The sequence below is a fragment of the Microbacterium sp. LWH10-1.2 genome (genome assembly GCF_038397765.1).
GTDB classification, from domain to species: Bacteria; Actinomycetota; Actinomycetes; order Actinomycetales; family Microbacteriaceae; genus Microbacterium; species Microbacterium natoriense.
In genome coordinates this window covers 754848-778219 of record NZ_CP151638.1, presented here as the reverse complement: position 1 = coordinate 778219, position 23372 = coordinate 754848, and the positions used below count along the sequence as shown (strand labels likewise).

19 protein-coding genes are annotated in these 23372 nt (G+C 68.7%); 9 read left to right on the top strand and 10 right to left on the bottom strand.

The features are described 5' to 3' along the window. Position 1 precedes the first annotated feature (1 nt). The gene (locus MRBLWH10_RS03640) at positions 2-922 is read left to right on the top strand and encodes a pseudouridine synthase (RefSeq protein ID WP_341942557.1); all 921 of its coding nucleotides are present in this window, start codon (positions 2-4) and stop codon (positions 920-922) included. On the opposite strand, the gene MRBLWH10_RS03635 is transcribed toward MRBLWH10_RS03640, so the two are convergent. The 6 genes from MRBLWH10_RS03635 to MRBLWH10_RS03610 all read right to left on the bottom strand — a co-directional run bounded on the left by MRBLWH10_RS03635 (position 909) and on the right by MRBLWH10_RS03610 (position 8049). After that, positions 909-1568 carry a methionine ABC transporter permease gene (locus MRBLWH10_RS03635; protein WP_105672260.1) on the bottom strand — a complete coding sequence of 220 codons (660 nt, stop codon included), beginning with the start codon at positions 1566-1568 and terminating at the stop codon, positions 909-911. The genes MRBLWH10_RS03640 and MRBLWH10_RS03635 overlap by 14 nt on opposite strands. Beyond that, positions 1568-2611 (bottom strand): methionine ABC transporter ATP-binding protein, encoded by a 1044-nt coding sequence (locus MRBLWH10_RS03630; protein ID WP_341941663.1) that lies wholly within the window; start codon positions 2609-2611, stop codon positions 1568-1570. The genes MRBLWH10_RS03635 and MRBLWH10_RS03630 overlap by 1 nt, the downstream gene beginning before the upstream one ends. A 74-nt stretch (positions 2612-2685) precedes the next feature. Beyond that, positions 2686-3597 carry a MetQ/NlpA family ABC transporter substrate-binding protein gene (locus MRBLWH10_RS03625; RefSeq protein ID WP_341941662.1) on the bottom strand — a complete coding sequence of 304 codons (912 nt, stop codon included), beginning with the start codon at positions 3595-3597 and terminating at the stop codon, positions 2686-2688. 91 nt (positions 3598-3688) lie between these two features. Then, positions 3689-5416, bottom strand: a complete 1728-nt coding sequence (locus MRBLWH10_RS03620) for a Na+/H+ antiporter (protein WP_341941661.1) — start codon at positions 5414-5416, stop codon at positions 3689-3691. Positions 5417-5469: 53 nt separating this feature from the next. After that, positions 5470-7263: an ABC-F family ATP-binding cassette domain-containing protein gene (locus tag MRBLWH10_RS03615; protein ID WP_105672264.1), complete on the bottom strand. Its 1794-nt coding sequence runs from the start codon at positions 7261-7263 to the stop codon at positions 5470-5472. Positions 7264-7290: 27 nt separating this feature from the next. Beyond that, a complete protein-coding gene (locus MRBLWH10_RS03610; RefSeq protein WP_341941660.1) occupies positions 7291-8049 on the bottom strand; it encodes an alpha/beta hydrolase family protein in 759 nt (252 codons plus the stop codon). A 101-nt stretch (positions 8050-8150) separates the two neighbouring features. Here MRBLWH10_RS03610 and MRBLWH10_RS03605 point away from each other — a divergent pair, with 101 nt between their 5' ends. The 3 genes from MRBLWH10_RS03605 to MRBLWH10_RS03595 all read left to right on the top strand — a co-directional run bounded on the left by MRBLWH10_RS03605 (position 8151) and on the right by MRBLWH10_RS03595 (position 10970). Next, the gene (locus MRBLWH10_RS03605; RefSeq protein ID WP_341941659.1) at positions 8151-9536 is read left to right on the top strand and encodes a DUF222 domain-containing protein; all 1386 of its coding nucleotides are present in this window, start codon (positions 8151-8153) and stop codon (positions 9534-9536) included. A gap of 106 nt (positions 9537-9642) precedes the next feature. Then, a complete protein-coding gene (locus MRBLWH10_RS03600; protein WP_341941658.1) occupies positions 9643-10182 on the top strand; it encodes a hypothetical protein in 540 nt (179 codons plus the stop codon). 317 nt (positions 10183-10499) lie between these two features. Beyond that, positions 10500-10970 (top strand): hypothetical protein, encoded by a 471-nt coding sequence (locus MRBLWH10_RS03595; RefSeq protein WP_105672268.1) that lies wholly within the window; start codon positions 10500-10502, stop codon positions 10968-10970. A gap of 89 nt (positions 10971-11059) precedes the next feature. Here the strand turns inward: MRBLWH10_RS03595 and MRBLWH10_RS03590 are convergent, their stop codons facing one another. From MRBLWH10_RS03590 to MRBLWH10_RS03575, 4 genes are all read right to left on the bottom strand, one after another. Then, positions 11060-12178, bottom strand: coding sequence for a sugar-binding protein (locus MRBLWH10_RS03590; protein ID WP_341941657.1), 1119 nt, complete (start codon positions 12176-12178; stop codon positions 11060-11062). Positions 12179-12238: 60 nt separating this feature from the next. Beyond that, the gene (gene mmsB / locus MRBLWH10_RS03585; protein WP_105672270.1) at positions 12239-13588 is read right to left on the bottom strand and encodes a multiple monosaccharide ABC transporter permease; all 1350 of its coding nucleotides are present in this window, start codon (positions 13586-13588) and stop codon (positions 12239-12241) included. Then, a complete protein-coding gene (gene mmsA / locus MRBLWH10_RS03580; protein ID WP_263294988.1) occupies positions 13585-15105 on the bottom strand; it encodes a multiple monosaccharide ABC transporter ATP-binding protein in 1521 nt (506 codons plus the stop codon). The genes mmsB and mmsA overlap by 4 nt, the downstream gene beginning before the upstream one ends. Before the next feature lie 154 nt (positions 15106-15259). After that, a complete protein-coding gene (locus MRBLWH10_RS03575) occupies positions 15260-16273 on the bottom strand; it encodes a LacI family DNA-binding transcriptional regulator (RefSeq protein WP_105672272.1) in 1014 nt (337 codons plus the stop codon). Positions 16274-16452: 179 nt separating this feature from the next. Here MRBLWH10_RS03575 and MRBLWH10_RS03570 point away from each other — a divergent pair, with 179 nt between their 5' ends. The 5 genes from MRBLWH10_RS03570 (at position 16453) to MRBLWH10_RS03550 (ending at position 23366) form a co-directional block, all read left to right on the top strand. Beyond that, on the top strand, positions 16453-17940 hold the full coding sequence (locus MRBLWH10_RS03570; protein WP_341941656.1) for an amidohydrolase family protein: 1488 nt from the start codon (positions 16453-16455) through the stop codon (positions 17938-17940). Beyond that, positions 17940-19268, top strand: coding sequence for a serine hydrolase domain-containing protein (locus tag MRBLWH10_RS03565; protein WP_341941655.1), 1329 nt, complete (start codon positions 17940-17942; stop codon positions 19266-19268). Before MRBLWH10_RS03570 ends, MRBLWH10_RS03565 begins: the two co-directional genes overlap by 1 nt. 141 nt (positions 19269-19409) lie before the next feature. Next, positions 19410-20798 (top strand): serine hydrolase domain-containing protein, encoded by a 1389-nt coding sequence (locus MRBLWH10_RS03560; protein ID WP_341941654.1) that lies wholly within the window; start codon positions 19410-19412, stop codon positions 20796-20798. Continuing rightward, on the top strand, positions 20795-21718 hold the full coding sequence (locus MRBLWH10_RS03555) for a serine hydrolase (RefSeq protein ID WP_341941653.1): 924 nt from the start codon (positions 20795-20797) through the stop codon (positions 21716-21718). The genes MRBLWH10_RS03560 and MRBLWH10_RS03555 overlap by 4 nt, the downstream gene beginning before the upstream one ends. Positions 21719-21773: 55 nt before the next feature. Beyond that, the gene (locus tag MRBLWH10_RS03550) at positions 21774-23366 is read left to right on the top strand and encodes an ABC transporter substrate-binding protein (protein WP_223586128.1); all 1593 of its coding nucleotides are present in this window, start codon (positions 21774-21776) and stop codon (positions 23364-23366) included. Positions 23367-23372: the final 6 nt, after the last annotated feature.

The window sequence follows — 23372 nt, the reverse complement described above, 5'->3', positions numbered from 1 at the left end:
CATGCCCTCCCCCCTCCCCATGCGCGACGGCGTCGGCGCGACCCGTCTGCACGTGCCGATGAGCGGCGCCTGGCCGACGATCTCCGCCTACATGGTCGAGCGGTTCTTCCATATGGACCCGGAGCGGCTGCTCGTGCGCTTCGACCGCGGTGAGATCGTCGCCCGCGACGGCAGCGCACTGGCCAGGGACACCCCGCTCGGCGCCGAGGAGTTCGTCTGGTACTACCGCGATCCGCCGCCCGAGAAGGACATCCCCTTCGAGATCGTCCTGCTGCATCAGGATCGCGACCTCGTCGTCGTCGACAAGCCGCACTTCCTGCCGACGACACCCGGAGGCAGGTTCCTGCAGAACTCGGCGCTGGTCCGCCTGCGGAACCTCCTCGACATCCCGGAGCTCACCCCCATCCACCGCCTCGACCGCGCCACCGCGGGTCTGCTGATGTTCTCCGCGCGTCCCGAGACGCGGGGCGCGTACCAGCTGCTGTTCGAGAACCGTCAGGTGCAGAAGGTGTACGAAGCGGTGTCGGCGCGACCAGCGGACTGGGATGCCGCGATGCTCCCCCTGGTCTACCGCAACCACATCGTGAAGCACCGCGGCGAGGTGCGCGTGCGGGTGGATGCCGAGCGCGAGCCGAACGCGGAGACCCTGATCGAGCTGATCGCCGCCGATGAGCGCGTCGTGCACACGCTGCTGCGCCCGCACAGCGGCAAGATGCACCAGCTGCGCGTGCATCTCGCCGCCCTCGGTCTCGGCATCCTCAACGACGGGTTCTATCCCGTGCTGCAGCCGGAGAAGCCCGACGACTTCGACGCCCCCCTCCAGCTGCTGGCGCGGGAGCTGCGCTTCGTCGATCCGCTGAGCGGCGCCGAGCGCGAGTTCGCCACCGGTCTCGCTCTGAAGGACGCCCCTAACGCCGCATGACCTTGCGCGCCAGCCGGGTGCCGAGCACCTGCACGAGGTGCACGAACACGACGATGAGGATGATCGCGGCCCACATCACGACCGGCTCGAACTGCCGGAAGCCGTAGATCTGGGCGAACGCACCGAGGCCGCCGCCGCCGATCAGACCCGCCATCGCGGTCATGTCGATCAGCGCCACGACGATGAACGTGTACCCGAGGATCAGCGGCCCGAGCGACTCGGGGATCGCCACGGTGAACAGGATGCGCAGGGGTCCCGCGCCCATCGACCTCGCCGCCTCGATCACGCCGGGCGAGACCGACACGAGATGCTGCTCGACGATGCGCCCGATGGCGAAGGAGGCCGCGAGGCCGATGATGAAGGCGCCGGCGGTGGTGCCGATGCCCACCCCGACCACGACGCGTGCGAGGGGCTGCGCGACCGCCATGAAGATCACGAACGGGATCGGGCGGAAGAAGTTCACGACGAGGTTGATGAGGAACGAGACGACGCGGTTCTCGACGAGTCCGCCGGGGCGCGTGACGTAGAGGATCACGCCGATCAGGAGGCCGAGGATCCCGGAGATCACGAGGGCCACGGAGGTCATGTACAGCGTCTCGAGCGCGGACTTCCAGAACTCCGGCCACAGTTCCATCAGACGTTCCATCAGCGGACCTCCTCTCCGGCGATCTCGGTGACGTCGACGCGCGTGCCGATCTCGGCGAGCGCCCGGTCGATCGCGGCGCCGTCGCCGCGGATCGCGAGCGTGAGATGCCCGAAGGCGCGTCCGCGGATGTCGTTGATGCCGCCGAAGATCAGCTCGAAGTCGAGTCCGGCGCCGGCGAGATCGAGGAACACCTGCGCCTGGGAGGAGTCGCCGTCGCGGAACGAGAAGGTCACGATGCGACCCCGGTGCCGCTCACGCAGCACCGCCAGCTCTGAGGGCGAGGGGATGCCCTTGACCACCGTGCCGACGAAGCGCTGGGATGCCGGGTTCTGAGGCGAGGAGAACACGTCGAACACATCTCCCTGCTCGATGACACGGCCGTTCTCCATGACGGCGACCTTCGTCGCGATGGTCTGGATGACGTCCATCTCGTGCGTGATCACGACGATCGTGACGCCCTGCTCTCTGTTGACCCTGGAGAGGAGCTCGAGCACCTCGTGGGTGGTCTGCGGATCGAGGGCGCTGGTGGCCTCGTCGGCCAGCAGTATCGCGGGGCCGGTGGCGAGGGCGCGGGCGATGCCCACGCGCTGCTTCTGCCCGCCGGAGAGCTGCTCGGGGAACGCCTTCGCCTTGTCGGCGAGACCGACGAAGCTGAGCAGCTCCGTCACACGCGCATCGATGTCGTCCTTCGACCAGCCGGCGAGCTTGAGCGGGTAGGCGATGTTGGCCCTGACCGTCTTCGCGGCGAAGAGGTTGAACTGCTGGAAGATCATCCCGATGCCGCCGCGGATCCTGCGCAGCTCCCGTTCGCCGAGCGCCGTGATGTCGACGCCGTCCACGGTGATCGTGCCGCCGGTCGCGGGTTCGAGGGCGTTGATGAGTCGGACCAGGGTGGACTTGCCCGCCCCGGAGTAGCCGATGATGCCGAAGACGTCGCCCTTCTCGATCGAGAGGGTCACGTCGTCGACGGCGACGACGTCACCCGCCCCGGCGGACCGCGAGGGGTACGCCTTGGAGACGTTCGTGAGGGTGACGATCGGCATGTGCTGCTCCGTGTGGTGCGTGGCGACGAAGAATCGGGTGGCGCTGAGCGCCACCCGATTCTCTCAGTCGCTGACTACTTCTTGTCCTTCGCGTCCTTCTGGACCTTCTCGAGCGAGGCGACGAGGTCGGCGACGGGCGTCTGCAGCGGCACCGCCGTGTTCCCGGACGACTCCTGGAGTCCGGCCTGGACGTCCTTGTTCGTCTGGAAGATCTCGACGAGCTTCTTGTAGGTCGCGTTGTCGGCGTCTTCGGCGCGAGCCGCGAAGATGTTCACGTACGGCAGCGCGTTCGGGGACTCCGGGTCGTCCTTCGCGATCGCGTCGTCGAAGGTCAGACCGGCGTCCTTGACGAAGTCGTTGTTGATGATCGCGGCCGCGACGTCGGGCAGCGACGTCGGGATCAGGGCCGCCTCGAGCGCCTTCACCTGGACCTTCGACTTCTCCGTGTCGACGTCGGCGAGGTCGGAGTAGGGCGTGCCACCGCTCTTCAGCTCGACGAGACCCGCCGACTGCAGGACGTTGAGCGCGCGAGCCTGGTTGGACGCGTCATCCGGAACGGCGACGGTCTCGCCCTTCGGGATGTCCTTCACGTCGTCGTACTTCTGCGAGTACAGGCCGAGCGGGTAGATCGCGGTGGAGCCGACCGGCACCAGGTCCTTGCCCGAGGCGTTGTTGTACTCCGCGAGGTACACGATGTGCTGGAACTGGTTGAGGTCGATCTCGCCCTCGGCGAGCGCCGGGTTCGGCTGCTCGTACGAACCGAAGTCGACGAGCTCGACCGTGATCCCCTCGTCCGCCGCAGCCTCGACGAAGGGCGCCCACTGCGCGTCGCCCTTGCCGACGACGCCGATCTTGACGGTCTCGTCCTTGGCGGAGTCGCCGCTGCCGGCGCCGGCGTCGCTGGATGCCGTGGCGCAGCCCGCGAGGGCGACGAAGAGCGGGACCGCGGCCAGCGCGGCGAGGATGGACGTTGTGCGACGAGTCATGTGAAGAGTTCCTCTCTTGGGGGGACTCTTCAACGGTAGGCAGGGCCTCCCCGCCCCGAGGAATCGGGTGTCACACGGCGTCACAGCCGGATCAGTCGAACTCCTCGATCCCCTGCAGGCGCACCTGCTCGAGGTCGAGACGCGCGGAGATGCGGCGCACCACCACGTCGTCGACCGTGCCCGAACGGCGAAGCCCCAGCAGCACCTCGCGCTTGCGGTCGAGCAGCGCGAGCTTGAGGCGCGTGTGCTCCTCGTGGCGGATGAGCGGGGACCGCTGCGCGACGTCGACCTCGGTCGATGTCGCGATGATCTGCAGACTCGAGCCGTCGACGGCATCCTCCCGCTGCTCCACGAGCTTCAGGCCCGCGCTGCCGCCGCCGTAGGGGTCCGGCTCGTCGAGCATGGCGTCGAGGGCGCTGGCCTCGGCATCCACCGCCGCCTGCTCCCTGGCGAGAGCGCGCGCGTTCGCGTACTCGAGCATCAGGTAGCCTTCGCTGCGCACGCGGTCGAGGATCTCCTGGCCGATGCCGTGCTCGGCCGCGAGGTCGTCGAGCGCCGCGAGCGCCGCACCCGAGATGGTGCGCTCTGCGAGCTCGTACTCCTCGACCTCCGCCGTGTCGACGGGGAGCTTGGCCCAGCGCACGACGGCCGGCAGGAGCGGACCCTGCACGAGCAGGCTGAGCAGGATGACGCCGGCCGTGACGACCACGACCTCGTCGCGTCCTTCGCCACCGATCTCGACGGGGATGGAGAGCGCGATCGCGAGGGACACCGCTCCGCGCATGCCGGCGAAGGTGGAGAGGAGGCGAACGCGTGCGGCGAGACCGCGTGGTGGTCGCGCGTCGGTCGGGCGGCGCACCACGGCGCTCAGCAGCTGGAACAGATAGCGCACCGCCAGCAGCGCGACCCACACTCCGAGCGTGATGAGCACGAGGCGGCCCACGGCTGCGGCAGAGATCTCGTGCACGACGTACTGCACCTCGAGCCCGATCAGCACGAAGAGCGCGCCGTTGAGCAGGTAGACGCCGAACGGGAAGGCGGCCTCGGACTGGCGGCGGGAGGATGCCGTGGTGATGCGCGGAGACACGTACGCGATGACGAGTCCGGCCACGACGACCGCGAGCACACCCGAGGCGTGCATGATCTCCGCCAGCAGGAACGCCGTGAACGGCACGAGCAGCAGGGTCACGTTGATGACCGCCGTGCTCGTCGACCGGCGCAGCAGCAGATACGCGAGGGCCGCGATCACCGCGCCGGCGAGCACGCCGCCGACGTACGAGACCAGGACGGTCCAGGTGATGCTCAGCGGCGTGACGTCACCGCCGACCGCGAGCGAGATCGCGATGGCGTACAGCACGAGGGCCGTGCCGTCGTTCGTCAGGCTCTCCGCCTTCAGCTTCATGAACATGCGCCGCGGCAGCAGTCGCCCGAGGGCCGCGACGGCCGTGGCGTCAGGAGGGGCGACGGCGGCGCCGAGGATGAGCGCGATCTCCCACGGCATCCCGAACAGCACGCCCACTCCGGCGACTGCGAAGGCCGAGGCCACGACGAGCAGCGTGCTCATCGGCAGGATGTAGCGGAAGTCGCGCCGGATCGACCGGAGCGACGTCGTCAGGCTCTCCCAGAACAGCATCACGGGCAGGAACAGCAGCAGCACCGTCTCCGGCGGCAGCTGCACCTCGCGCAGCTGCGGCACGAAGCCGAGCAGCAGCCCGAAGACGACGAGGACGAGGGGCAGTGCGACGCGGATACGCGGAGCGAGCAGGGTTCCTGCGAGGATCGTGAGTCCGAGCAGGACGGTGACTTCTAGACCTTCCATCTCTACCTCCCAACAGCGGTGAGAGAAGGATATTCCCCGTTCGGGGGTTCAGGTCAGCCGATCTCCTCCGTGAGCTCGAACCAGCGCAGTTCGAGCTCCTCGATCTCCGCCTCCCGATCCCCGATCGCCTTCATCTTCTCGCCGAGTCCGGCGTAGTCGGACTGGTCGTGGTCGGCGAGCGAGTGCTTGGCGGCATCCACCTGCTCCGTGAGCTTCTGGATGCGCCGCTCCAGGGCGGAGACCTCCTTCTGCGCGGTGCGCAGCGCCGCTCCGTCCAGCCCCTTCGGCGCCGCCTTCGCAGCTCCGGCGGACGCCTTGGAGGGCTCGGCGTCCTGCAGCTGACGCAGGCGCAGGTACTCGTCGACTCCGCCGGGGAGGTGTCGGAGTCTGCCGCCGAGGATCGCGAACTGCTGGTCGGTCACGCGCTCGAGGAAGTACCGGTCGTGGCTGACGACGAGCAGCGTGCCCGACCACGAGTCGAGGAGGTCCTCGATCGCGGCGAGCATGTCGGTGTCGAGGTCGTTCGTGGGCTCGTCGAGGATCAGCACGTTGGGCTGATCGAGCAGCACGAGCAGCAGCTGCAGACGGCGCTGCTGACCTCCGGAGAGGTCCTTCACCGGGGTCGAGAGCTGGGCGGACGAGAACCCGAGGCGCTCCAGCAGCTGCCCGGGAGTGAGGTCCTGCGCCTTCGAGCCGTTGCCCATCGTGTACGAGGTGCGCAGACCCGAGATGACCACGCGCACCGGGTCGTTCCAGTGCTGGTCGAGCTCGTCGAGGCGCTGGGTCAGCGTCTGCACCTTGACGGTCGTGCCGCGCTTGACACGCCCGACCGTGGGTTCGACGGTGCCGGAGATCAGGCCGAGCAGCGTCGACTTGCCCGCGCCGTTGACCCCGAGGATGCCGGTGCGCTCCCCCGGCGCGATGCGCCACTCCACATCGCGCAGCACCTCCTTGTCGCCGTAGGACACCCCCACGTCGAGAAGGTCGACGACGTCTTTGCCGAGGCGGGAGACGGCGAGCGACTGCAGGGAGATCTTGTCGCGGATCTCGGGGACGTCGGCGATGAGCTCGTTGGCGGCGTCGATGCGGAACTTCGGCTTGGCCGTGCGTGCCGGGGCGCCGCGGCGCAGCCAGGCGAGCTCCTTGCGCGCGAGGTTCTGCCGCTTCGCCTCGGTGGCTGCGGCCATCCGGTCGCGCTCGACGCGCTGCAGGATGTACGCCGCGTAGCCGCCCTCGAAGGGCTCGACGATCCGGTCGTGCACCTCCCAGGTCTCGGTGCAGACCTCGTCGAGGAACCAGCGATCGTGGGTGACGACCATGAGGGCCCCGGAGTTCGGGCTCCACCGCTTCTTCAGGTGCCCGGCGAGCCAGGTGATCGCCTCGACGTCGAGGTGGTTGGTGGGCTCGTCGAGCGCGATGACGTCCCAGTCGCCGGTGAGCAGCTTCGCGAGCGAGACCCGTCGGCGCTGGCCGCCCGAGAGCGAGCCGATCTCGGCATCCCACGGCAGATCCCGCAGCAGCCCGTCGATGACGTCACGGACCTTCGCGTCGCCGGCCCATTCGTGCTCGGGGGTGTCGCCGACGACGGCCTGGCTGATCGTGAGACCGTCGCCGAGGGTGTCGGCCTGGTCGAGCACGCCGATCGTGGTGCCGCCGCGGACCGTCACGCGGCCGGAGTTGGGTTCCTTGATGCCTGCCAGCATCCCGAGGAGGCTGGACTTGCCGTCGCCGTTGCGGCCGACGATGCCGATGCGGTCGCCCTCCTCGATTCCGAGGGTCACGGAGTCGAAGACGACCCTGGTCGGGTATTCGAGCTGGAGGGCTTCTGCCCCGAGAAGATGTGCCATGTCACTTCAAGGGTAGTCGCGCTCGCCTCACCCGACGGCCGGGCCTCCGAACAGCTCGGGGAGGGAGGCAGTGAACTCCTCGAAGTGGCTGTACCAGACGGTGTGCGCAGCGCCGGGGATGCTGCGCACGTCGACCCCGTGCTCCGTGAGCCTCCGCACGTCGGCATCGCTCACCCACGAGCTCGGCTCGGCCCTGACGACGATCGACCCCGGAGCCGGCGGCCACTCGCCGTCGGTTCCGCAGGAGACGGATGCCAAGGTCTCCGGGTCGAACCGCTCGGCGGCACGAGCCTCGACCTCGGCATCCCTCTCGGAGTAGAAGGGGCGGCTCCGGCGCAGGGCATCGGCATCCACGCGTGCGAGGCGGTCGCACTCGTACCGGTCGACGAGCTCAGCGCGGTCATGACCGCCCTCGATCGACAGCGCGGCATCGACGTAGACGGTGAGGCTCGGGTCGAGAGCCGCGGCGGCCGCTGCCAGCACGGTGGCCCCGTAGGAGTGCCCGACGGCGTGGAGCGGCCCCTCGGGCGCGAGCCGCCTGATCGTCTCGACGACGGCGGCTGCGGCCTCGTCGACGGTGAGCTGCGGGTCACGGGGAGAGCGTCCGTGGCCGGGGAGATCGAGGGCGAGCACACGGTATCCCCGGTCGACGAGGAGCGGGATGACGCGCCACCAGCTCTCGGCTGATCCCATCGCTCCGTGCAGGAGCAGGGCGGTGCGGAGCGGGGGCGTCGCCGCACCGCCCGAGTCGGCGGAGTCGGCCGTGTCGAGGGCGTGGAGGAGCATCCGGTCAGTCAATCACGGTCGTTATCCTTCTGTGACATTTCGAAGTCTGCGAGCTGTGGAATCTTTGTTCGAATGTCGGTGGCCCCTGGTGTACTGGACTCATGACCGCACTGATCGACGCGACCGACTCCCAGATGGCGATGCTCGCCGATCTGGTCGAGTCGCTGGAGATCGCCGATGCGACGGTGAACGCGATGATGGCGGCCCGCGACGGGCTGTTCGCGCTGGCGGGTCGGATGGCCGTCGACATCGCGAAGCAGGGCGATCACCCCGATCGGGGCGACATGACGATCCGCGCGGTGGCGGCCGAGATCGGGCAGCGGCTCCGGGTCAGCGACCGCACGGTCGAGCGGAAGATCGGCGAGGCGTCGTGGCTGGTCGACGGCTTCCCCGCGGTGTGGCAGGCACAGGGCGCGGGGCGCATCACGGCCGCGCACGCGCACGTCATCATCGACGCCGGCGCCCAGCTGACCGACGACGACCAGCGGGCGGAGTACGCCGAGGCCGTGCTCGCCGTCGCCGAGGTCGAGTCTCCGAATCGGCTGCGGGCACTCGCGAAGCGCATCGCCGAGAGGTTTCAGGAGCAGACGATCGACGACCGGCATCGGGCCGCCCGCGAGCGGAGGCGCGTCTGGGCGACGGAAGGCGAAGACGGCATGGCCGATCTCCACGTGCACGCCCCGGCCGTGCTGGTGCACGCGATGAAGGGCCGCGTGTCCGAGATGGCCCACCGGATCCGCACCGAGAACATCCGCGAGGCGCGCGAAGCAGCAGCCGACGGCATCCCCTTCGACCCCGACACCCGGTCCGTCGACGAGATCCGCGCCGATCTCTTCGCCGACCTCGTGCTCTCCGGCACCCCGGTCGCCCACGACAGCGCAGACGGCCTGCTCGGCGAGATCCGCGGGCGTGTGGAGATCACCGTGCCCGTGCTCACCCTGATGGCGGAGGATGCCGCGGAGGCGACCTCGGCCGACGGGGACGCGTCCTCGACGACGCCGCCTGCGCTGCTCGACGGTGTCGTGCCCATCGACGCCGACACCGCTCGTGCGCTCGCAGGCTCTGCGACGGGGTGGGACCGAGTGCTCACCCATCCGATCACGGGTGCGATGCTCGCGGTCGACCGGTATCGCCCGTCGGAGCAGCTCAGACGGCACCTGAGGGCACGCGATCAGCGGTGCCGGTTCCCGACCTGCGGGATCGCCGCCAGGAAGTGCGACATCGACCACAACGATCCGGCGTCCACGGGTGGCGCGACCGCCGAGTGCAACCTCTGCTGCTTCTGCCGCAGGCATCACACGCTCAAACACGCCTCGCCGTGGCATGTCGAACATCACCCCGGCGGAGTGCTCGAATGGACGAGTCCCGCCGGCCGCACCTACACCGACACTCCCCCGGTACCGCACACGGTGGTGTTCGTCGCCGAGGCCGACGGTGCGCCCCCGACGGGGACGGCACTGCTCGCACGCGCCCGGCCGCCCTTCTGAGTTTTCGGTCTTCTGATCTCCTGAGCTCACGCGCGCGCATTCCCGCACGATCATGGCCTGTGGATAACTCCGGCGACGCATTCGCGAATCCGGTTACCGTGTGCGAGTGATTCTCCAGAGAACAGCCGCCCACTCCCTCAGCGGACTCGGTGCCCTCGCACTCATCGCGGGAGCAGTCGCCGGATGCGCGCCCACTCCGGCCCCGACCCCGACGCCCACCGCGGCCTTCGCGAGCGAGGAGGAGGCGTTTGCGAAAGCCGAGGAGGTGTACCGGGCGTACATAGATGCCTTGAATGCGTTCCGCGCCGGGGAGGAAGGTCCATCGCCAGACAAGTTCCTAACTGGAGAGCTTCTGGATTCTGAGATTGCGGCATCTGAGGAGATGGAAAAGTCAGGTACACGCATCGTCGGGGAGACACGAATCACCAAATTCAACGGGACCACGAGTGACATCCATTCGAGCGTTGGATCGATTGAGGCGACTGCGTGTCTGGACGTCACCAGCGCACGGGCAATCGATGACGCAGGAGCGGATGTTACGACTCCCGGTAGAAGCGACCTGTATGCCATCCAAGTCACATTCGTCGGCAGTCGTTCTTCACTACTTGTGTCGGAGTACGAAGTCACACCGGGCACGCCGTGCTGAGGCTAGTCATGTCCGCGGGAGTGCTTCTGCTTCTGCCCTTGTCATCACCTGCAAGTGCTGGTTGTTCAGATTCATCACTTGTAACAGGTGGCTGCGGAGTTACGAATACCGGCACACAGCTCGACGTATCCGGGGTTATCTCGACTCCGCCTGGAGCTCCTACCCTGGACTCCTCCCACACCTCAAAGGACTCACCTTCGTCGCCCTCGTCGTCCTACGACGCCGACGGGTGTCTCATCACGACGGACGAGGATGGCCGCTGCATCCGCGCACGGATACGGGCAAACCCTGACGGGACCCCCGCGCCCTCGATCACGATGACCGACCTCGCGCAGTTCGCCCCTCCGGCCGCGGACTTCGCCGTCGAGCCCGGCAACGCCGGAATCGCGGGCATGCCGACGAACCTCCTCGGGGCCGCGTCCGTCCGCACGCAGACCGGGACGCTGTTCGGCAACCCGATCAGCGTTCGCTTCACGCCCATCGCGTACGACTACTCCTACGGCGACGGCTCCACCGCCACGGTCACCGTCCCCGGCCGCACCTGGGAAGAGCTCGGCCAGGCGCCGTTCACCCCGACGCCGACCAGCCACGTCTACTCCGCACGCGGCACCTACACGGCCGCCCTCAGCATCCGCTACTCCGCCCAGGTCGACCTCGGCGGCGGCTGGTTCCCCGTGATCGGCGAACTCACGATCGACAGCCCCAGCCAGCAGATCCGCATCTTCGAGGCCCACACGGCCCTCGTCGCACGCACCTGCCTCGAGAATCCCGCCGCGGTCGGCTGCTGACCCGACCATCGCCTCATACAAGAAGACGAGCCGTCCGGACCAGAAGGTCCGGACGGCTCGCGCGTCCCCAGGAATCGGAGCGCTGCTGCTTACTGGTACGACTTCACGATCTCGAGCAGGCTCGGAACGTTCGCGTACGCCTCAGCGGCGTTGGCCTTGGTGACGATGATCGGCTTCAGCAGGAACGCCGGGACGACCTTCACGCCGTTGTCGTACGACTCGGTGTCGTTGACGTCGACCTTCTCGCCCTTCTGCAGCTGCTGGACCATCTTGATGGACTGCTCGACGAGCAGCGTGGTGTCCTTGTTGATCGTGGAGTACTGGATGCCCTCCATGATCGACTTGACCGACTCGACCTCGGAGTCCTGACCCGTGACGACCGGAACCGGCTTGCCCGCGCCCTGGACGGACGTGATGATGGCGCGAGCCAGGGTGTCGTTCGGCGAGAGGACGCCGTCGAGCGTCTCGGTGCCGTACGACGAGGTCAGCAGCGAGTCCATGCGGCGCTGGGCGTTCTCAGCCTTCCAGCCGTCGGTCGCCGTCTGCGCGATCTCGGTCTGACCCGAGACGACCTTCAGGTCGCCCTTCTCGATCTCCGGCTTCAGCACGCTCATCGCGCCGTCGAAGAACACCTTCGAGTTGGCGTCGTCAGGCGAACCCGAGAACAGCTCGATGTTCCACGGCGCGTCGTGACCCGAGCGCTCCTTCAGACCGTCGAGCAGAGCCTGGCCCTGCAGCTCGCCGACCTTGAAGTTGTCGAACGCGACGTAGTAGTCGACGGCCTTGGTGTTCTCGATCAGACGGTCGTAGGCGATGACCGTGACACCCTTGGACTGGGCATCCTCGACCTGGGTCGCGAGCTGCTTGCCGTCCTTGGCGCCGATGATGATGACCTTGGCACCGCCGGTCACCATCGCCTGGATCTGGTTCTGCTGCTCGGCGACCGTGTTGCTCGCCGGGGCGTACTGCACGTCGGCCTTGAAGCCGGCCTTCTCGAGACCGTCGGTGAACAGCTGGCCGGCGAGCACCCAGTTCTCACTGGTCTTGTCGGGAAGGGCGACGCCGATCGTGGCGTCCGCGGCGAAGCCCTTGCCGGCCTCCGTCGAGGTGCCCCCGCCGGTGTCTCCCCCGCGCTCCGAGGAGCACCCGGTGAGAGTGAAGGCTGCCGCTGCGACAAGCGCTGTCGCGGTGACGATGATCTTCTTCATGTGATCTCTTTCTGTGGTGAGGGACAGATGCTGCACGCGGGCGGCGCGTGCAGCATCCGCCTACTTTCCGCTCGTCTTCTCGACGGCGGGGGCCTGATAGGTCTGAGTGGGGTCGAAGGTCGCGCTGCCCGGATCGTTCTTGCGACCGATGTTGCGCATGATGAACCCCGTCACGGAGGGGCGTCCCTGCCGCTTGTTCCACACGTCGACACCGACGGCGAACAGCAGCACGAGGCCCTTGATCATCGACACGAGGTCGGCGCCGGCGCCCATGAGGGCGAGTCCGTTGTTCAGGAACGCCATGACCAGACCACCGATGATCGATCCGATCACCGTGCCGATGCCTCCCGACACCGCGGCGCCACCGATGAACACCGAGGCGATCGCGTCGAGCTCCCAGCCGTTGCCGTCCTGAGGTCCGGATGCCGCAGCGCGGGCGACGTAGATCATTCCGGCGAGCGAGGCGAGCACGGACATGTTCATCATCACGAAGAAGTCGACCCAGCGGTCCTTGACACCCGACAGGCGGGCCGCCTGCCGGTTGCCGCCGACCGCGTAGATGTGACGGCCGAACACCGTGCTGTTCGTGACGAACGAGTACAGGATGACCAGCACGAGCAGGATGACACCCGACACCGGGAAGCTCGTGCCGGGGCGCCCCGTGGCGAACAGCCAGCCTGCGACGAGGATGACGGCGGAGAGCACGACGACCTTGACGACGCTCACCCACAGGGGCGCGGAGTCAGAGCCCATCTTCTTCTGCACGCGGCGGGTGCGGATCTCCCAGAACACGATCCATCCGGCGCCGAGGATCGCGAGGATCATGGTCGGCACGTTGAACGGGACGGGCAGAGCGACCTCGGGCAGGTAGCCGGCGCCGATCACACGGAACTCCGGAGGCACGGGGATCGTCGTGGACTGGCCGATGAACTGGTTCGCCCCGCGGAAGAGCAGCATGCCGGCCAGCGTCACGATGAACGCCGGGACCCCGACGTACGCGACCCAGAAGCCCTGCCAGGCGCCGACGACCACGCCGACCCCGATGCCGAGCACGATCGCGAGCGGCCAGGGCAGGCTCCACTCGGTCATCGCCTTCGCGACGATGATGCCGGTGAAGGCCGCGACCGAGCCGACGGACAGATCGATGTGCCCCATGATGATGACCATCACCATGCCGATCGCGAGGATCAGGATGTAGGAGTACTGGTTGACGACGTTGATCAGGTTCTCGGGCGACAGGGTGAGCCCCGTCCCCTTCGCGAGCCAGGTCAGGATCTGGAAGAACACCAGGATCACGATCAGGCTGCCGAGGATGCCGAACTGGCGGAGGGTGGACTGTCCGCCGCCGAACATCTTCGTGATGTCGCCGAAATGGAACGGGCGCTTCGTAGGAGTGAGATCGGTACTCATGCGGATGCCTTCTGGTTCGTGGAGGTCATGCTGCGCATGAGAGCCTCGGGTGTCGCCTGGTCGGCCGGGATGCAGTCGGTGACCCGACCTTCGAAAACGGTGTAGATGCGGTCGGAGATGCCGAGCAGCTCCGGGAGCTCGCTGGAGATGACGATGACGCCCTTGCCCTGCGCGGCGAGCTGGTTGATGATCGCGTAGATCTCGTACTTCGCGCCGACGTCGATGCCTCGCGTCGGCTCGTCGAGGATCAGCAGGTCGGGGTCGGTGAACATCCACTTCGCCAGCACGACCTTCTGCTGGTTGCCGCCGGACAGCTTGCCGACGCCCTCCTCGACCGACGGGGTCTTGATGCGCAGCGCCTTGCGGTAGTCCTCGGCGATCGCGAACTCGGCCCGCGAGTCGACGACCCCGCGCTTCGCGATCTTCGAGAGCTTCGCGGCGACGACCGAGCGCTTGATCGTGTCGAGCAGGTTGAGCCCGAGCACCTTGCGGTCCTCGCTCACGTACGCGAGACCGTGCTTGATGGCCGACGCCACGTCGGGCAGCTCGATCTCCTTGCCGTCCTTCACGATCGTGCCGGAGAGGAACGTGCCGTACGAGCGTCCGAAGATGCTCATCGCGAGCTCGGTGCGTCCTGCACCCATGAGGCCGGCGATGCCGACGACCTCGCCACGGCGGACGTTGAGGCTCGAGCCCTTCACGACCATGCGCTCGGAGACCGTCGGATGCTGCACCCACCAGTCCTTGACCTCGAAGAACACCTCGCCGATCTCGGGCTCGCGGTCGGGGTAGCGGCTCTCCAGCGAGCGGCCCACCATGCCGCGGATGATGCGGTCCTCGTTGATCTCCCCGCGGGAGATGTCGAGGGTCTCGACCGTGCGTCCGTCGCGGATGATCGTGATCTCGTCGGCGATCTGCTCGATCTCGTTGAGCTTGTGGCTGATCATGATCGACGCGATCCCCTTGGCCTTGAGGCCGAGGATCAGGTCGAGCAGGTGCTGCGAGTCGTTCTCGTTGAGCGCGGCGGTGGGCTCGTCGAGGATGAGCAGCTTGACGTCCTTGTTGAGCGCCTTCGCGATCTCGATGAGCTGCTGCTTGCCGACGCCGAGGGTCTTGATCGGCGCGTCGGGGTCTTCGTCGAGGCCGACCCTGGCGAGCAGCTCGATCGCACGCTGCTTCTGCGCCTGCCAGTCGATGCGCCCGAAGCTGCGGATCTCATTGCCGAGGAAGATGTTCTCGGTGACGGACAGCTCGGGGATCAGCGCGAGCTCCTGGTGGATGATCACGATGCCGGCCTGCTCGCTCGCGGCGATGTCCTTGAAGCGCTGCTCCTGCCCGTAGAGCAGGATGTCGCCGTCGTAGGTGCCGTACGGGTAGACACCCGAGAGGACCTTCATGAGGGTGGACTTTCCCGCGCCGTTCTCACCGCAGATGGCGTGGATCTCTCCCGCGCGGACGGTGATCGACACGTCGGACAGTGCCTTGACGCCCGGGAACTCCTTGGTGATGTCTCGCATCTCCAGGATCGGGCCTGACACGACCGGCAACGTTGCTGTGGTGCTCACGGATCTTCCTCGCGCCTTTGCGGTCATCTTCCATGTGACCGTTCACATTGGTTTATATGGTCCACTCTCCACGGGGCAGTGTCAAGCCCGTGATCGAATCGTGCCCTTATCGCGGCGCGGAGGACTCCCGCGGACGCAGCATCGTCTGCAGCGCGCCGAACTCCGGCACCGCCTCACCGCGGATCTGAGCGAGCAGGATCCGCACGGCTCTCCTGCCCAGCTCGGGGAAGTCCTGATGCACCGTCGTCAGCGACGGGGCGACATGTGCCGCGACCGGAATGTCATCGAAACCGACGACGCTCACGTCCTCCGGCACCCGCACACCCGCGACCCGGAAGCCGTGCATGAGGCCGATAGCCATCTGGTCGTTGGCCGCGAAGATCCCGGTGAAGTCCCGGCGCCGCGACAGCTCCTGACCGGCGAAGAAGCCGAAGTCCGCCGTCCAGTCGCCGCGGATCGGCGGGAACGTGGGCAGATCGGCCTCCCTCAGCGCATCGAGGTAGCCCCTCATGCGCGACTCCGCCTCGATCCAGTCCTGCGGCCCGGCCAGATGGAGGATGTCGGTGTGCCCGAGGGATATGAGGTGCTCCGTGGCCGCCCTGGCTCCGGCGACCTGGTCTGCGGAGTGGCTGACGCCGTCGGATCCGGACGCCGTCTGCAGCGTCACGAAGGGCATGTCGACGGTCATGCCGCGCAGGACATGGAACACCCGCACCTGCGGGGCGAGCACCACGATGCCGTCGACCTGCTCCCGCGACAGCTGTCGCAGCGCATTGCCGATCGCCTCCGGCGTGGTGGCCGAGAGGTTCAGCGTCGAGACCGAGTACCCCTCCTCGCGCGCGGCATCCTCGATCCCCACGATCGACGAGGTGGGACCGAACTCCCCCACCGTCGCCGACAGGATGCCGAGCATGTTGGACTTGCTCGTCACGAGCGCCCTGGCCGCGAGATTGGGCCGGTAGTCGAGCACGGAGATCGCGTCGAGGACCTTGGCCTTGGTCTCCGGACGGATGCTCGGATGATCGTTGAGAACCCGGGAGACGGTCTGGTGCGAGACCCCTGCCAACCGGGCGACGTCGCGGATGCTGGGCATCCGTGCGCGCTCTGAGGCCGTCGACATCACAGCCTCCTCGCATGTGCACGGTCACATCTGTCGTCCCCATTATGTCTCTCCGCGCCCTCCGGCGCACCTCCGAGCTGCGCGGCGGGTGCGCGGCTTGTGCTCCGGTACCGGATGACCCGTCTGATTTCGTGCCCCCGCACCGGACTCCCCCGCACCCGTGATGCCACGCTGGGCGCGTGAACACACTGCTGCGCGGCGGCCGGGTCATCGACCCGAAGACCGGCGCCGACCGGATCGCCGACCTCCTCATGTCCGACGGACGCATCGCCGCCGTTGGCGTCGATCTGATCGCTCCCCCCGGCACCACGGTCGTCGACGTCCGCGGGCTGATCGTCGGCCCCGGCTTCGTCGACCTGCACAGCCACGTCCACTCCATCGCCGGACAGCGGCTGCAGGCGATGGACGGCGTGACCACCGCGCTCGACCTCGAGGCCGGCCTCATGCCGGTGGCCGAGGCGATGGCCAGGGCCGCGGCCGACGGTCGCCCGCTGAACTACGGCTTCTCGGCATCCTGGGCGCAGGCGAGGGCGTTCGCGCACCTCGACCGCGTCCCGGTCGCCGACTTCACCGCGTCGATGGACCTGCTCGGCAACGGGGAATGGCAGCGATCGTCGAGCACCCCCGAGCGCACGCGTTGGCTCGGCCTGCTGGAGGGCGAGCTGGCCGCCGGGGCCCTCGGCATCGGAGTCCTCATGGGCTACGCGCCCCGCTCCGATCCCGACGAGTACCTCGCGCTCTCCCGCCTGGCCGCGGCGGCGCACGCCCCCACCTTCACGCACGTCCGAGAGCTCATCGAAGCCGATCCGGCGACACCGATCGACGGGTCGGAGGAGCTCGTGCGCGCCGCCGCCGAGACCGGGGCGGCCATGCACCACTGCCACGTGAACAGCACGTCCCTGCGGCACGTCGACCGCGTGCTCGCGCTCCTCGATCGCAGCCGTGCGGCCGGGTCGCGCGTGACCGTCGAGGCGTACCCGTACGGCGCGGGGAGCACCGCGATCGGCGCGTTCTTCCTCGCCCCCGAGAAGCTGCGGGGACTCGGCATCACGCCGAGCTCGCTCGTCCTGGTCGACACCGGCGAGCGCATCGCCGACGAGGCGCGCCTCCGCGAGGTGCGCGCCGCCGACCCCGGCGCCACGTGCATCGTCACCTTCCTCGACGAGGCAGATCCGCTCGACCGCGCGCATCTGCACCGGGCCCTCGCCTACCCCGACTCGATCGTCGCGAGCGACGCCATGCCCGTCTCCTGGACCAGCACCGCCGGCGCCCCGACCGCGTACGAGCAGCGGGAGTGGCCGCTGCCTCCCGGCGGTCACACGCACCCGCGCACGGCGGGCACCTTCGCGAAGTCCCTGCGCCTCATGGTCAGGGAATCCGAGACCTGGACCTGGGTCGAGGCCTTCCGACGCTGCTCCTACCTTCCGGCGCGGGTCCTCGACGAGGTCTCGTCCGCCATGCGCGGCAAGGGGCATCTCGACGTCGGCGCCGACGCCGACGTCGTCGTGATCGACCCCGCGACGATCACCGATCGCGCCACCTACGCCGACCCCACGCGGCCCTCCCAGGGCGTGCGGCAGCTGTACGTGCACGGCATCCCCGTCGTGCACGCCGGAGAGATCGTGACCGATGCCTTCCCCGGTCGCGCGGTACGAGGAGATGCATGATGACCGAAGACCTGCAATCGTTCCTGGACGCGACCGCCGCCGAGCTCGGCGTGCCGGGGGCCGTCGTCGGCGTGCTCGACGGCGACGACGAGCTCATCGCCGTCACGGGCGTCGCCTCCACCGAGACGGGTGCGCCGGTCACCGCGCGCACCCTGTTCCAGATCGGCTCGACGTCGAAGACGTTCACCGGCACGGCGGCGATGCGCCTCGTCGACGACGGGCTGCTCGATCTGGACGCCCGTGTGATCGACATCCTCCCCGACTTCCGCCTCGGCGATGCCGCGGCCCTCGACGCCCTGCGCGTCCGGCACCTCCTCACCCACTCCGGCGGATTCCTCGGCGATGCCGACGAGCAGCCTGGTTGGGATGCCGACTCCCTCGCCCGCAACATCGCGAGCTTCGCCGAGCTCCCCCAGTTCTTCGCCCCCGGCACGATCGCGTCATACAGCAACGCCGGGATCCGCCTCCTGGGGCGCATCGTCGAGGTCGTCGCGGGCGAACCGTTCGAGCAGGCCGTGCGACGCATCGTCCTCGATCCGCTCGAGATGGCCGACACCTTCTTCTTCCCGTGGGAGGTGATCGCCCGCCCCCACGCGCTCGGCCACGTCACGGCGGAGGACGGCACCGTCTCTCCCCTCGGCCAATGGCCGATCACGCGCGACATCGACCCCGAGGGCGGGCTCGTCTCCTCCGTGGGCGATCAGCTGCGCTATGCGCGGTTCCAGATGCGCGGGGAGAGCGAGGGCACTCCGCCCGTGAGCGAGGCGACCAGGCTCCGGATGCAGCAGCCGCAGCTCAGCGCCGGTCCGCCGGCCGACGCGATCGGCTTCCCCTGGCTCCTCTCACACCACGGCTCCGCCCGACTCGTGATGCACGGCGGCAACATCGCCGACACCCAGCTCAGCGAGTTCGTGATGGCCCCGGACCAGGATCTCGCGATCACGGTGCTCACCAACAGCGGCGCGGGCAAGGCCCTGGGGACGAGGATCATCGACTGGTGCTTCGAGCACCTCCGCGGGATCGCTCCCGAGAAGACGCCGGTCGGCCAGCGCACCACCGATGCGCTCGACGAGACGGTCGGGCGGTACGACGCCGGCCAGTGGCACTACGACGTCACGCGGGTCGGAGACGCACTGGAGTTCACGATGGTGCTGCGCGAGGACATCGCCGCCCTCGGCATCCCGCCGCGTCCGCCGCTGCGACTGGGCGTCCGCGAGGACCGGGCGCTCGTGACCGACGAGGGTGTCGCCGTCGGCCGGCTGCTCGATGCCGCGGAGGGCGGCCCCGACCTGCTGCACATCGGACTCCGCGCCGTGCGACGACGGTGATCCGCGGGGCTTCGTCCGCGAGCACCAAGCTCCCGGCAAGTCTCGTCGCCGCCGACCAACGGCGTCTCCGCACACGCGAATAGTCTCGGCCCATCGCCGTCGCACCCCGATCGACGGCGCACTCGATGAAGAGGAGCGCACATGTCCGACCTGAACGAGATCGGCGTCTGGCTGCGGGACAACCTTCCCGCCCTGATCGCCGACGCGCACATCCCCGCCGCATCCGTGGGAGTCCTCGCCGGAGGCGAGATCTTCACGACGTCGGCCGGCATCCTGAACCGGAACACCGGAGTCGAAGCCGATGACGACTCGGTCTTCCAGATCGGCTCGATCACGAAGACCTGGACGGCGACGCTCATCATGCAGCTGGTCGACGACGGCCTGCTCGACCTCGACGCCCCCGTGCGCGACGTCGTGCCGGAGTTCGTCGTCGCCGACGACGCCGCCGCCTCCGCGATCACCACCCGCCAGCTGCTCAGCCACGTGAGCGGCTTCGAGGGCGACCTGTTCAACGACACCGGGGTCGGCGACGACGCCGTCGAGAAGTACCTGGCGACCATCGCCGATGCGCCGCAGCTGTTCGCACCCGGTGAGCGCTTCTCGTACAACAACGCCGGATTCGTCGTGCTCGGCCGCATCATCGAGGTGCTGCGCGGCATGCCCTTCGATCAGGCCCTCCGCACCCACCTGATCGCCCCGCTCGGGCTCACGCACGTCGCCACCTCGGCGCCGGAGGCGATCATGTTCCGCGCCGCACTCGGCCACGTCCCCTCCGGTGACGGCGACGAGCCCGTCCCCGCCCCGGTCTGGAGCCTGGTCCGCTCGAACGCGCCGGCGGGCTCCATGCTCGCCATGACGCCGCGCGACCTGCTCGGCTACGCCCGCATGCACATCGACGGAGGGGTCGCCGCCGACGGCACCCGCGTGCTCTCCGAGCAGAGCACGCGCGCCATGCAGGAGCAGCAGGTCGAGCTGCCCGACCTCGGCGTCCTCGGCGACGCATGGGGCCTGGGCTGGGAGCTCTTCGACTGGGACGGTGCACCGGTCATCGGACACGACGGCGGCACGATCGGACAGAGCGCCTTCCTGCGCATCGTCCCGTCGGCCGGAGTGGCCGTGGCGATCCTCACCAACGGAGGACGCGCGGTCGAGGCGTACCAGACCATCACCGCGAAGGTGCTCAGCGCCCTCGCCGGGGTCACGATGCCCGCCCTCCCCGAGGTTCCCGCCTCCCCCGTCGAGGTGGACCTCGATCGCATCCTCGGCACGTACTCGTCGTCGGTCTCGGATTCGGTCGTGAGCGTCGACGACGACGGACGGATCTGGCTCGAGCGCACGATGAAGGGCATCTTCGCCGAGCTCGGCCCCGCACCCGAGCCCGTCGAGCTCGTCGGGTGGAGCGGCGACAGCCTGCTCCCGCGCGAACCGCAGCACGGCATGCACATGCCCCACGCCTTCGTCGGAGACGACGGAGAGGGCCGGGCTCTCTACCTGCACACCGGCCGCGCCGACCGTCGGATCGACGCGTGAGCGCCGCGCCCGCGGCGACGGCCGCCACCGCGGTGGAGGCCGACATCGCCCGGATCTTCGCGGATGCCGGAGCCCGAGGCTTCCTGCACGCCCGCGAGATCGGCGTCGAGGACGGTCCGGAGGTCGGCGTGGGATCGGACGACCCCGTCGCGCTCGCCTCCGTGTTCAAGATCCTCGTGCTCACGGCCTTCGTCCGTGACGTCGCCGCGGGCGCGCTCGACCAGACCGCGCGCACCACCGTGACGGCGCGGTACCGCATCGGCGGCGTCGGGACCGCAGGGTTCGCCGACGACGTGGAGGCCAGTTGGCGCGACCTCGCCCTCCTGATGATGACGATGAGCGATAACGCCGCCACCGACGTCATCTACCACCGCCTCGGCGGCGACGCCGTCGACCGCGTGATCTCCGACCTCGGTCTCGATCGCACGGCCCTCATCGGCTGCTGCGAAGACCTGTTCGCCTCGGTGGTGGAGGACCTCGGCGGCTCGCCCGATGACGACCTCGACGAGCTGCTCCTCTCGGCCTCCGCGGAGGACCTGCTCGCACTGCGCGCTCTCGACCCCCCTCGCACGTCCCACTCGACGCCGCGGGACGTGACCACGCTTCTCACCGCCCTCTGGACGGATGCGGCGGCTCCGGCATCCGCGTGCGAGCAGGCGCGCACGATCATGGCGCAGCAGATCTGGCCGCACCGGCTCTCGTCCGGATTCCCGAACGGGGTGCAGATCGCGGCCAAGACGGGCACGCTGCCCCGCTGGCGCAACGAGGCCGGCGTCGTGACCTACCCCGACGGACGGCAGTTCGCCGTCGCCGTGTTCACGCTCGCCGATACCCTCGCCGACCGTCAGCCACTCGTCGACGCGTCGATCGGCCGTGCGGCGCTGGCCGCGGTCGAGCACCTGCGCGGACTCGCGGACTGACCGTCGTCACCTCTGTCCCCCCACACCTCACCCGACTCACTGCTGGAGGCTTCTGATGCGTTCTCGTACCCCGCTGGTCGCGCTGTTGAGCGTGACGGCCCTCGCCCTCACCTCGTGCGCCGCCGGCGCGAACACCGGCGGTGGAGGGAGCTCCGGCACCCTCGTCGACGGCAAGACGTTCACCTCGGTCATCTCGACCGACCCCGGCAGTCTCGATCCGTTCGTCACGGTGATGTCGGTCGCCCGCTCCATCGACCGGTTCCTCTACGGGCGGCTCGTCGAGGTGCTCGAAGACGGCAGCGTCGTCTCCGGCCTCGCCGAGAAATGGGAGTCGGACACCACCCAGGCCGTCTTCACGCTCCGCGAGGGTCTCACCTGTGAGGACGGCACTCCGCTCACGGCATCCGACGTCGCGGCGAACATCACGCACATCACCGACCCGGCCAACGGCTCACCGCTGATCGGCCTTCAGGTGCAGCCGGGCACGACCGCGACGGGCGACGACGACGCGCGCACCGTGACCGTCACCAGCGGGCGCCCCGATGCGTTCCTCGTGGAGAACATCGGCAGCATCTCCATCGTCTGCGGCTCCGTGATCGACGACCCGAAGGCTCTCGCCGCCGGCGAGGGGTCGACCGGGATGTTCACGATGGGCGAGATCGTCCCGAACAGCCAGTACACCCTCACCCGCCGCAAGGACTTCACCTGGGGTCCCGGCGACTGGGACCCCGACCAGAAGGGGCTCCCCGACGAGGTCGTGTTCCGCGTCGTGCCGAACGAGACGACATCGGTGAACCTCGTGCTCTCCGGCGAGGTGAACGCGGCGCTCGTGCTCGGCCCTGACAAGAAGAGGCTGCAGGATGCGGGCCTGTTCCACACCGAGATCCCGACGCCGGGCGGACAGCTCGTCTTCAACCAGAACGAGGGCCGCCCCACCGCCGACCAGGCCGTGCGCGAGGCACTGGTCGAGTCGCTCGACCTCGACCAGCTCCGCAAGGTGCTCACCGGCGGCGAGGGCACGGTGCCCACCGGCCTCGTCACGGTCTCGCCGAACCCCTGCCGCGCCGATGTGGTGAGCGGCTTCCTGCCGAAGTTCGACGCGAAGGCGGCTGCCGCAGCCCTCGACGACGCGGGCTGGACGCTCGGCGCCGACGGCGTCCGCAGCAAGGACGGCGCCCCGCTGGAGCTGCGGATGATCTACCCCTCGCTGTTCGGCGACGCCGGCAACGCCGCCGCCGAGCTCATCCAGTCGACCTGGAAGGAGCTGGGCGTCTCGCTCACCGTCACCGCGGTCGACTCCCCGAAGCTCAGCGAGACCCTGTTCTCCACCGGCGACTGGGACGTCTCGGCCGCACCCCTCACCGTGGCGCTGCCGAGCATGCTCGTTCCCTTCTACTCGGGCCCCACGCCGCCGAACGGCACGAACTTCGCCGGCGTCGACAACCCCGAGTACACGGCAGCGGTCACCGCCGCGGCGCAGAAGGCCGGCGCAGACGGATGCGACGACTGGGGCGCGGCCGAGCAGGCGCTGTTCTCCACGACGAGCGTCGTCCCCTACGCGAACATCGTGCGCTCGACCTTCGCGAACAAGGCGACGTTCACCGAGGGCGACGGCATCGACCCCACGTCGATCCGCATGTACGAGTAAGGACCG

What these genes read in the sequence shown, in the direction of transcription:
- mmsB (WP_105672270.1), bottom strand. Translation starts at nt 13,588, where the DNA reads ATGAGTACCGATCTCACTCCTACGAAGCGCCCGTTCCATTTCGGCGAC.
- MRBLWH10_RS03575 (WP_105672272.1), bottom strand. Translation starts at nt 16,273, where the DNA reads ATGTCGACGGCCTCAGAGCGCGCACGGATGCCCAGCATCCGCGACGTC.
- MRBLWH10_RS03565 (WP_341941655.1), top strand. Translation starts at nt 17,940, where the DNA reads ATGACCGAAGACCTGCAATCGTTCCTGGACGCGACCGCCGCCGAGCTC.
- MRBLWH10_RS03550 (WP_223586128.1), top strand. Translation starts at nt 21,774, where the DNA reads ATGCGTTCTCGTACCCCGCTGGTCGCGCTGTTGAGCGTGACGGCCCTC.
- MRBLWH10_RS03625 (WP_341941662.1), bottom strand. Translation starts at nt 3,597, where the DNA reads ATGACTCGTCGCACAACGTCCATCCTCGCCGCGCTGGCCGCGGTCCCG.
- mmsA (WP_263294988.1), bottom strand. Translation starts at nt 15,105, where the DNA reads ATGCGAGACATCACCAAGGAGTTCCCGGGCGTCAAGGCACTGTCCGAC.
- MRBLWH10_RS03595 (WP_105672268.1), top strand. Translation starts at nt 10,500, where the DNA reads ATGACCGACCTCGCGCAGTTCGCCCCTCCGGCCGCGGACTTCGCCGTC.
- MRBLWH10_RS03610 (WP_341941660.1), bottom strand. Translation starts at nt 8,049, where the DNA reads ATGCTCCTCCACGCCCTCGACACGGCCGACTCCGCCGACTCGGGCGGT.
- MRBLWH10_RS03620 (WP_341941661.1), bottom strand. Translation starts at nt 5,416, where the DNA reads ATGGAAGGTCTAGAAGTCACCGTCCTGCTCGGACTCACGATCCTCGCA.
- MRBLWH10_RS03605 (WP_341941659.1), top strand. Translation starts at nt 8,151, where the DNA reads ATGACCGCACTGATCGACGCGACCGACTCCCAGATGGCGATGCTCGCC.
- MRBLWH10_RS03635 (WP_105672260.1), bottom strand. Translation starts at nt 1,568, where the DNA reads ATGGAACGTCTGATGGAACTGTGGCCGGAGTTCTGGAAGTCCGCGCTC.
- MRBLWH10_RS03590 (WP_341941657.1), bottom strand. Translation starts at nt 12,178, where the DNA reads ATGAAGAAGATCATCGTCACCGCGACAGCGCTTGTCGCAGCGGCAGCC.
- MRBLWH10_RS03615 (WP_105672264.1), bottom strand. Translation starts at nt 7,263, where the DNA reads ATGGCACATCTTCTCGGGGCAGAAGCCCTCCAGCTCGAATACCCGACC.
- MRBLWH10_RS03640 (WP_341942557.1), top strand. Translation starts at nt 2, where the DNA reads ATGCCCTCCCCCCTCCCCATGCGCGACGGCGTCGGCGCGACCCGTCTG.
- MRBLWH10_RS03630 (WP_341941663.1), bottom strand. Translation starts at nt 2,611, where the DNA reads ATGCCGATCGTCACCCTCACGAACGTCTCCAAGGCGTACCCCTCGCGG.
- MRBLWH10_RS03560 (WP_341941654.1), top strand. Translation starts at nt 19,410, where the DNA reads ATGTCCGACCTGAACGAGATCGGCGTCTGGCTGCGGGACAACCTTCCC.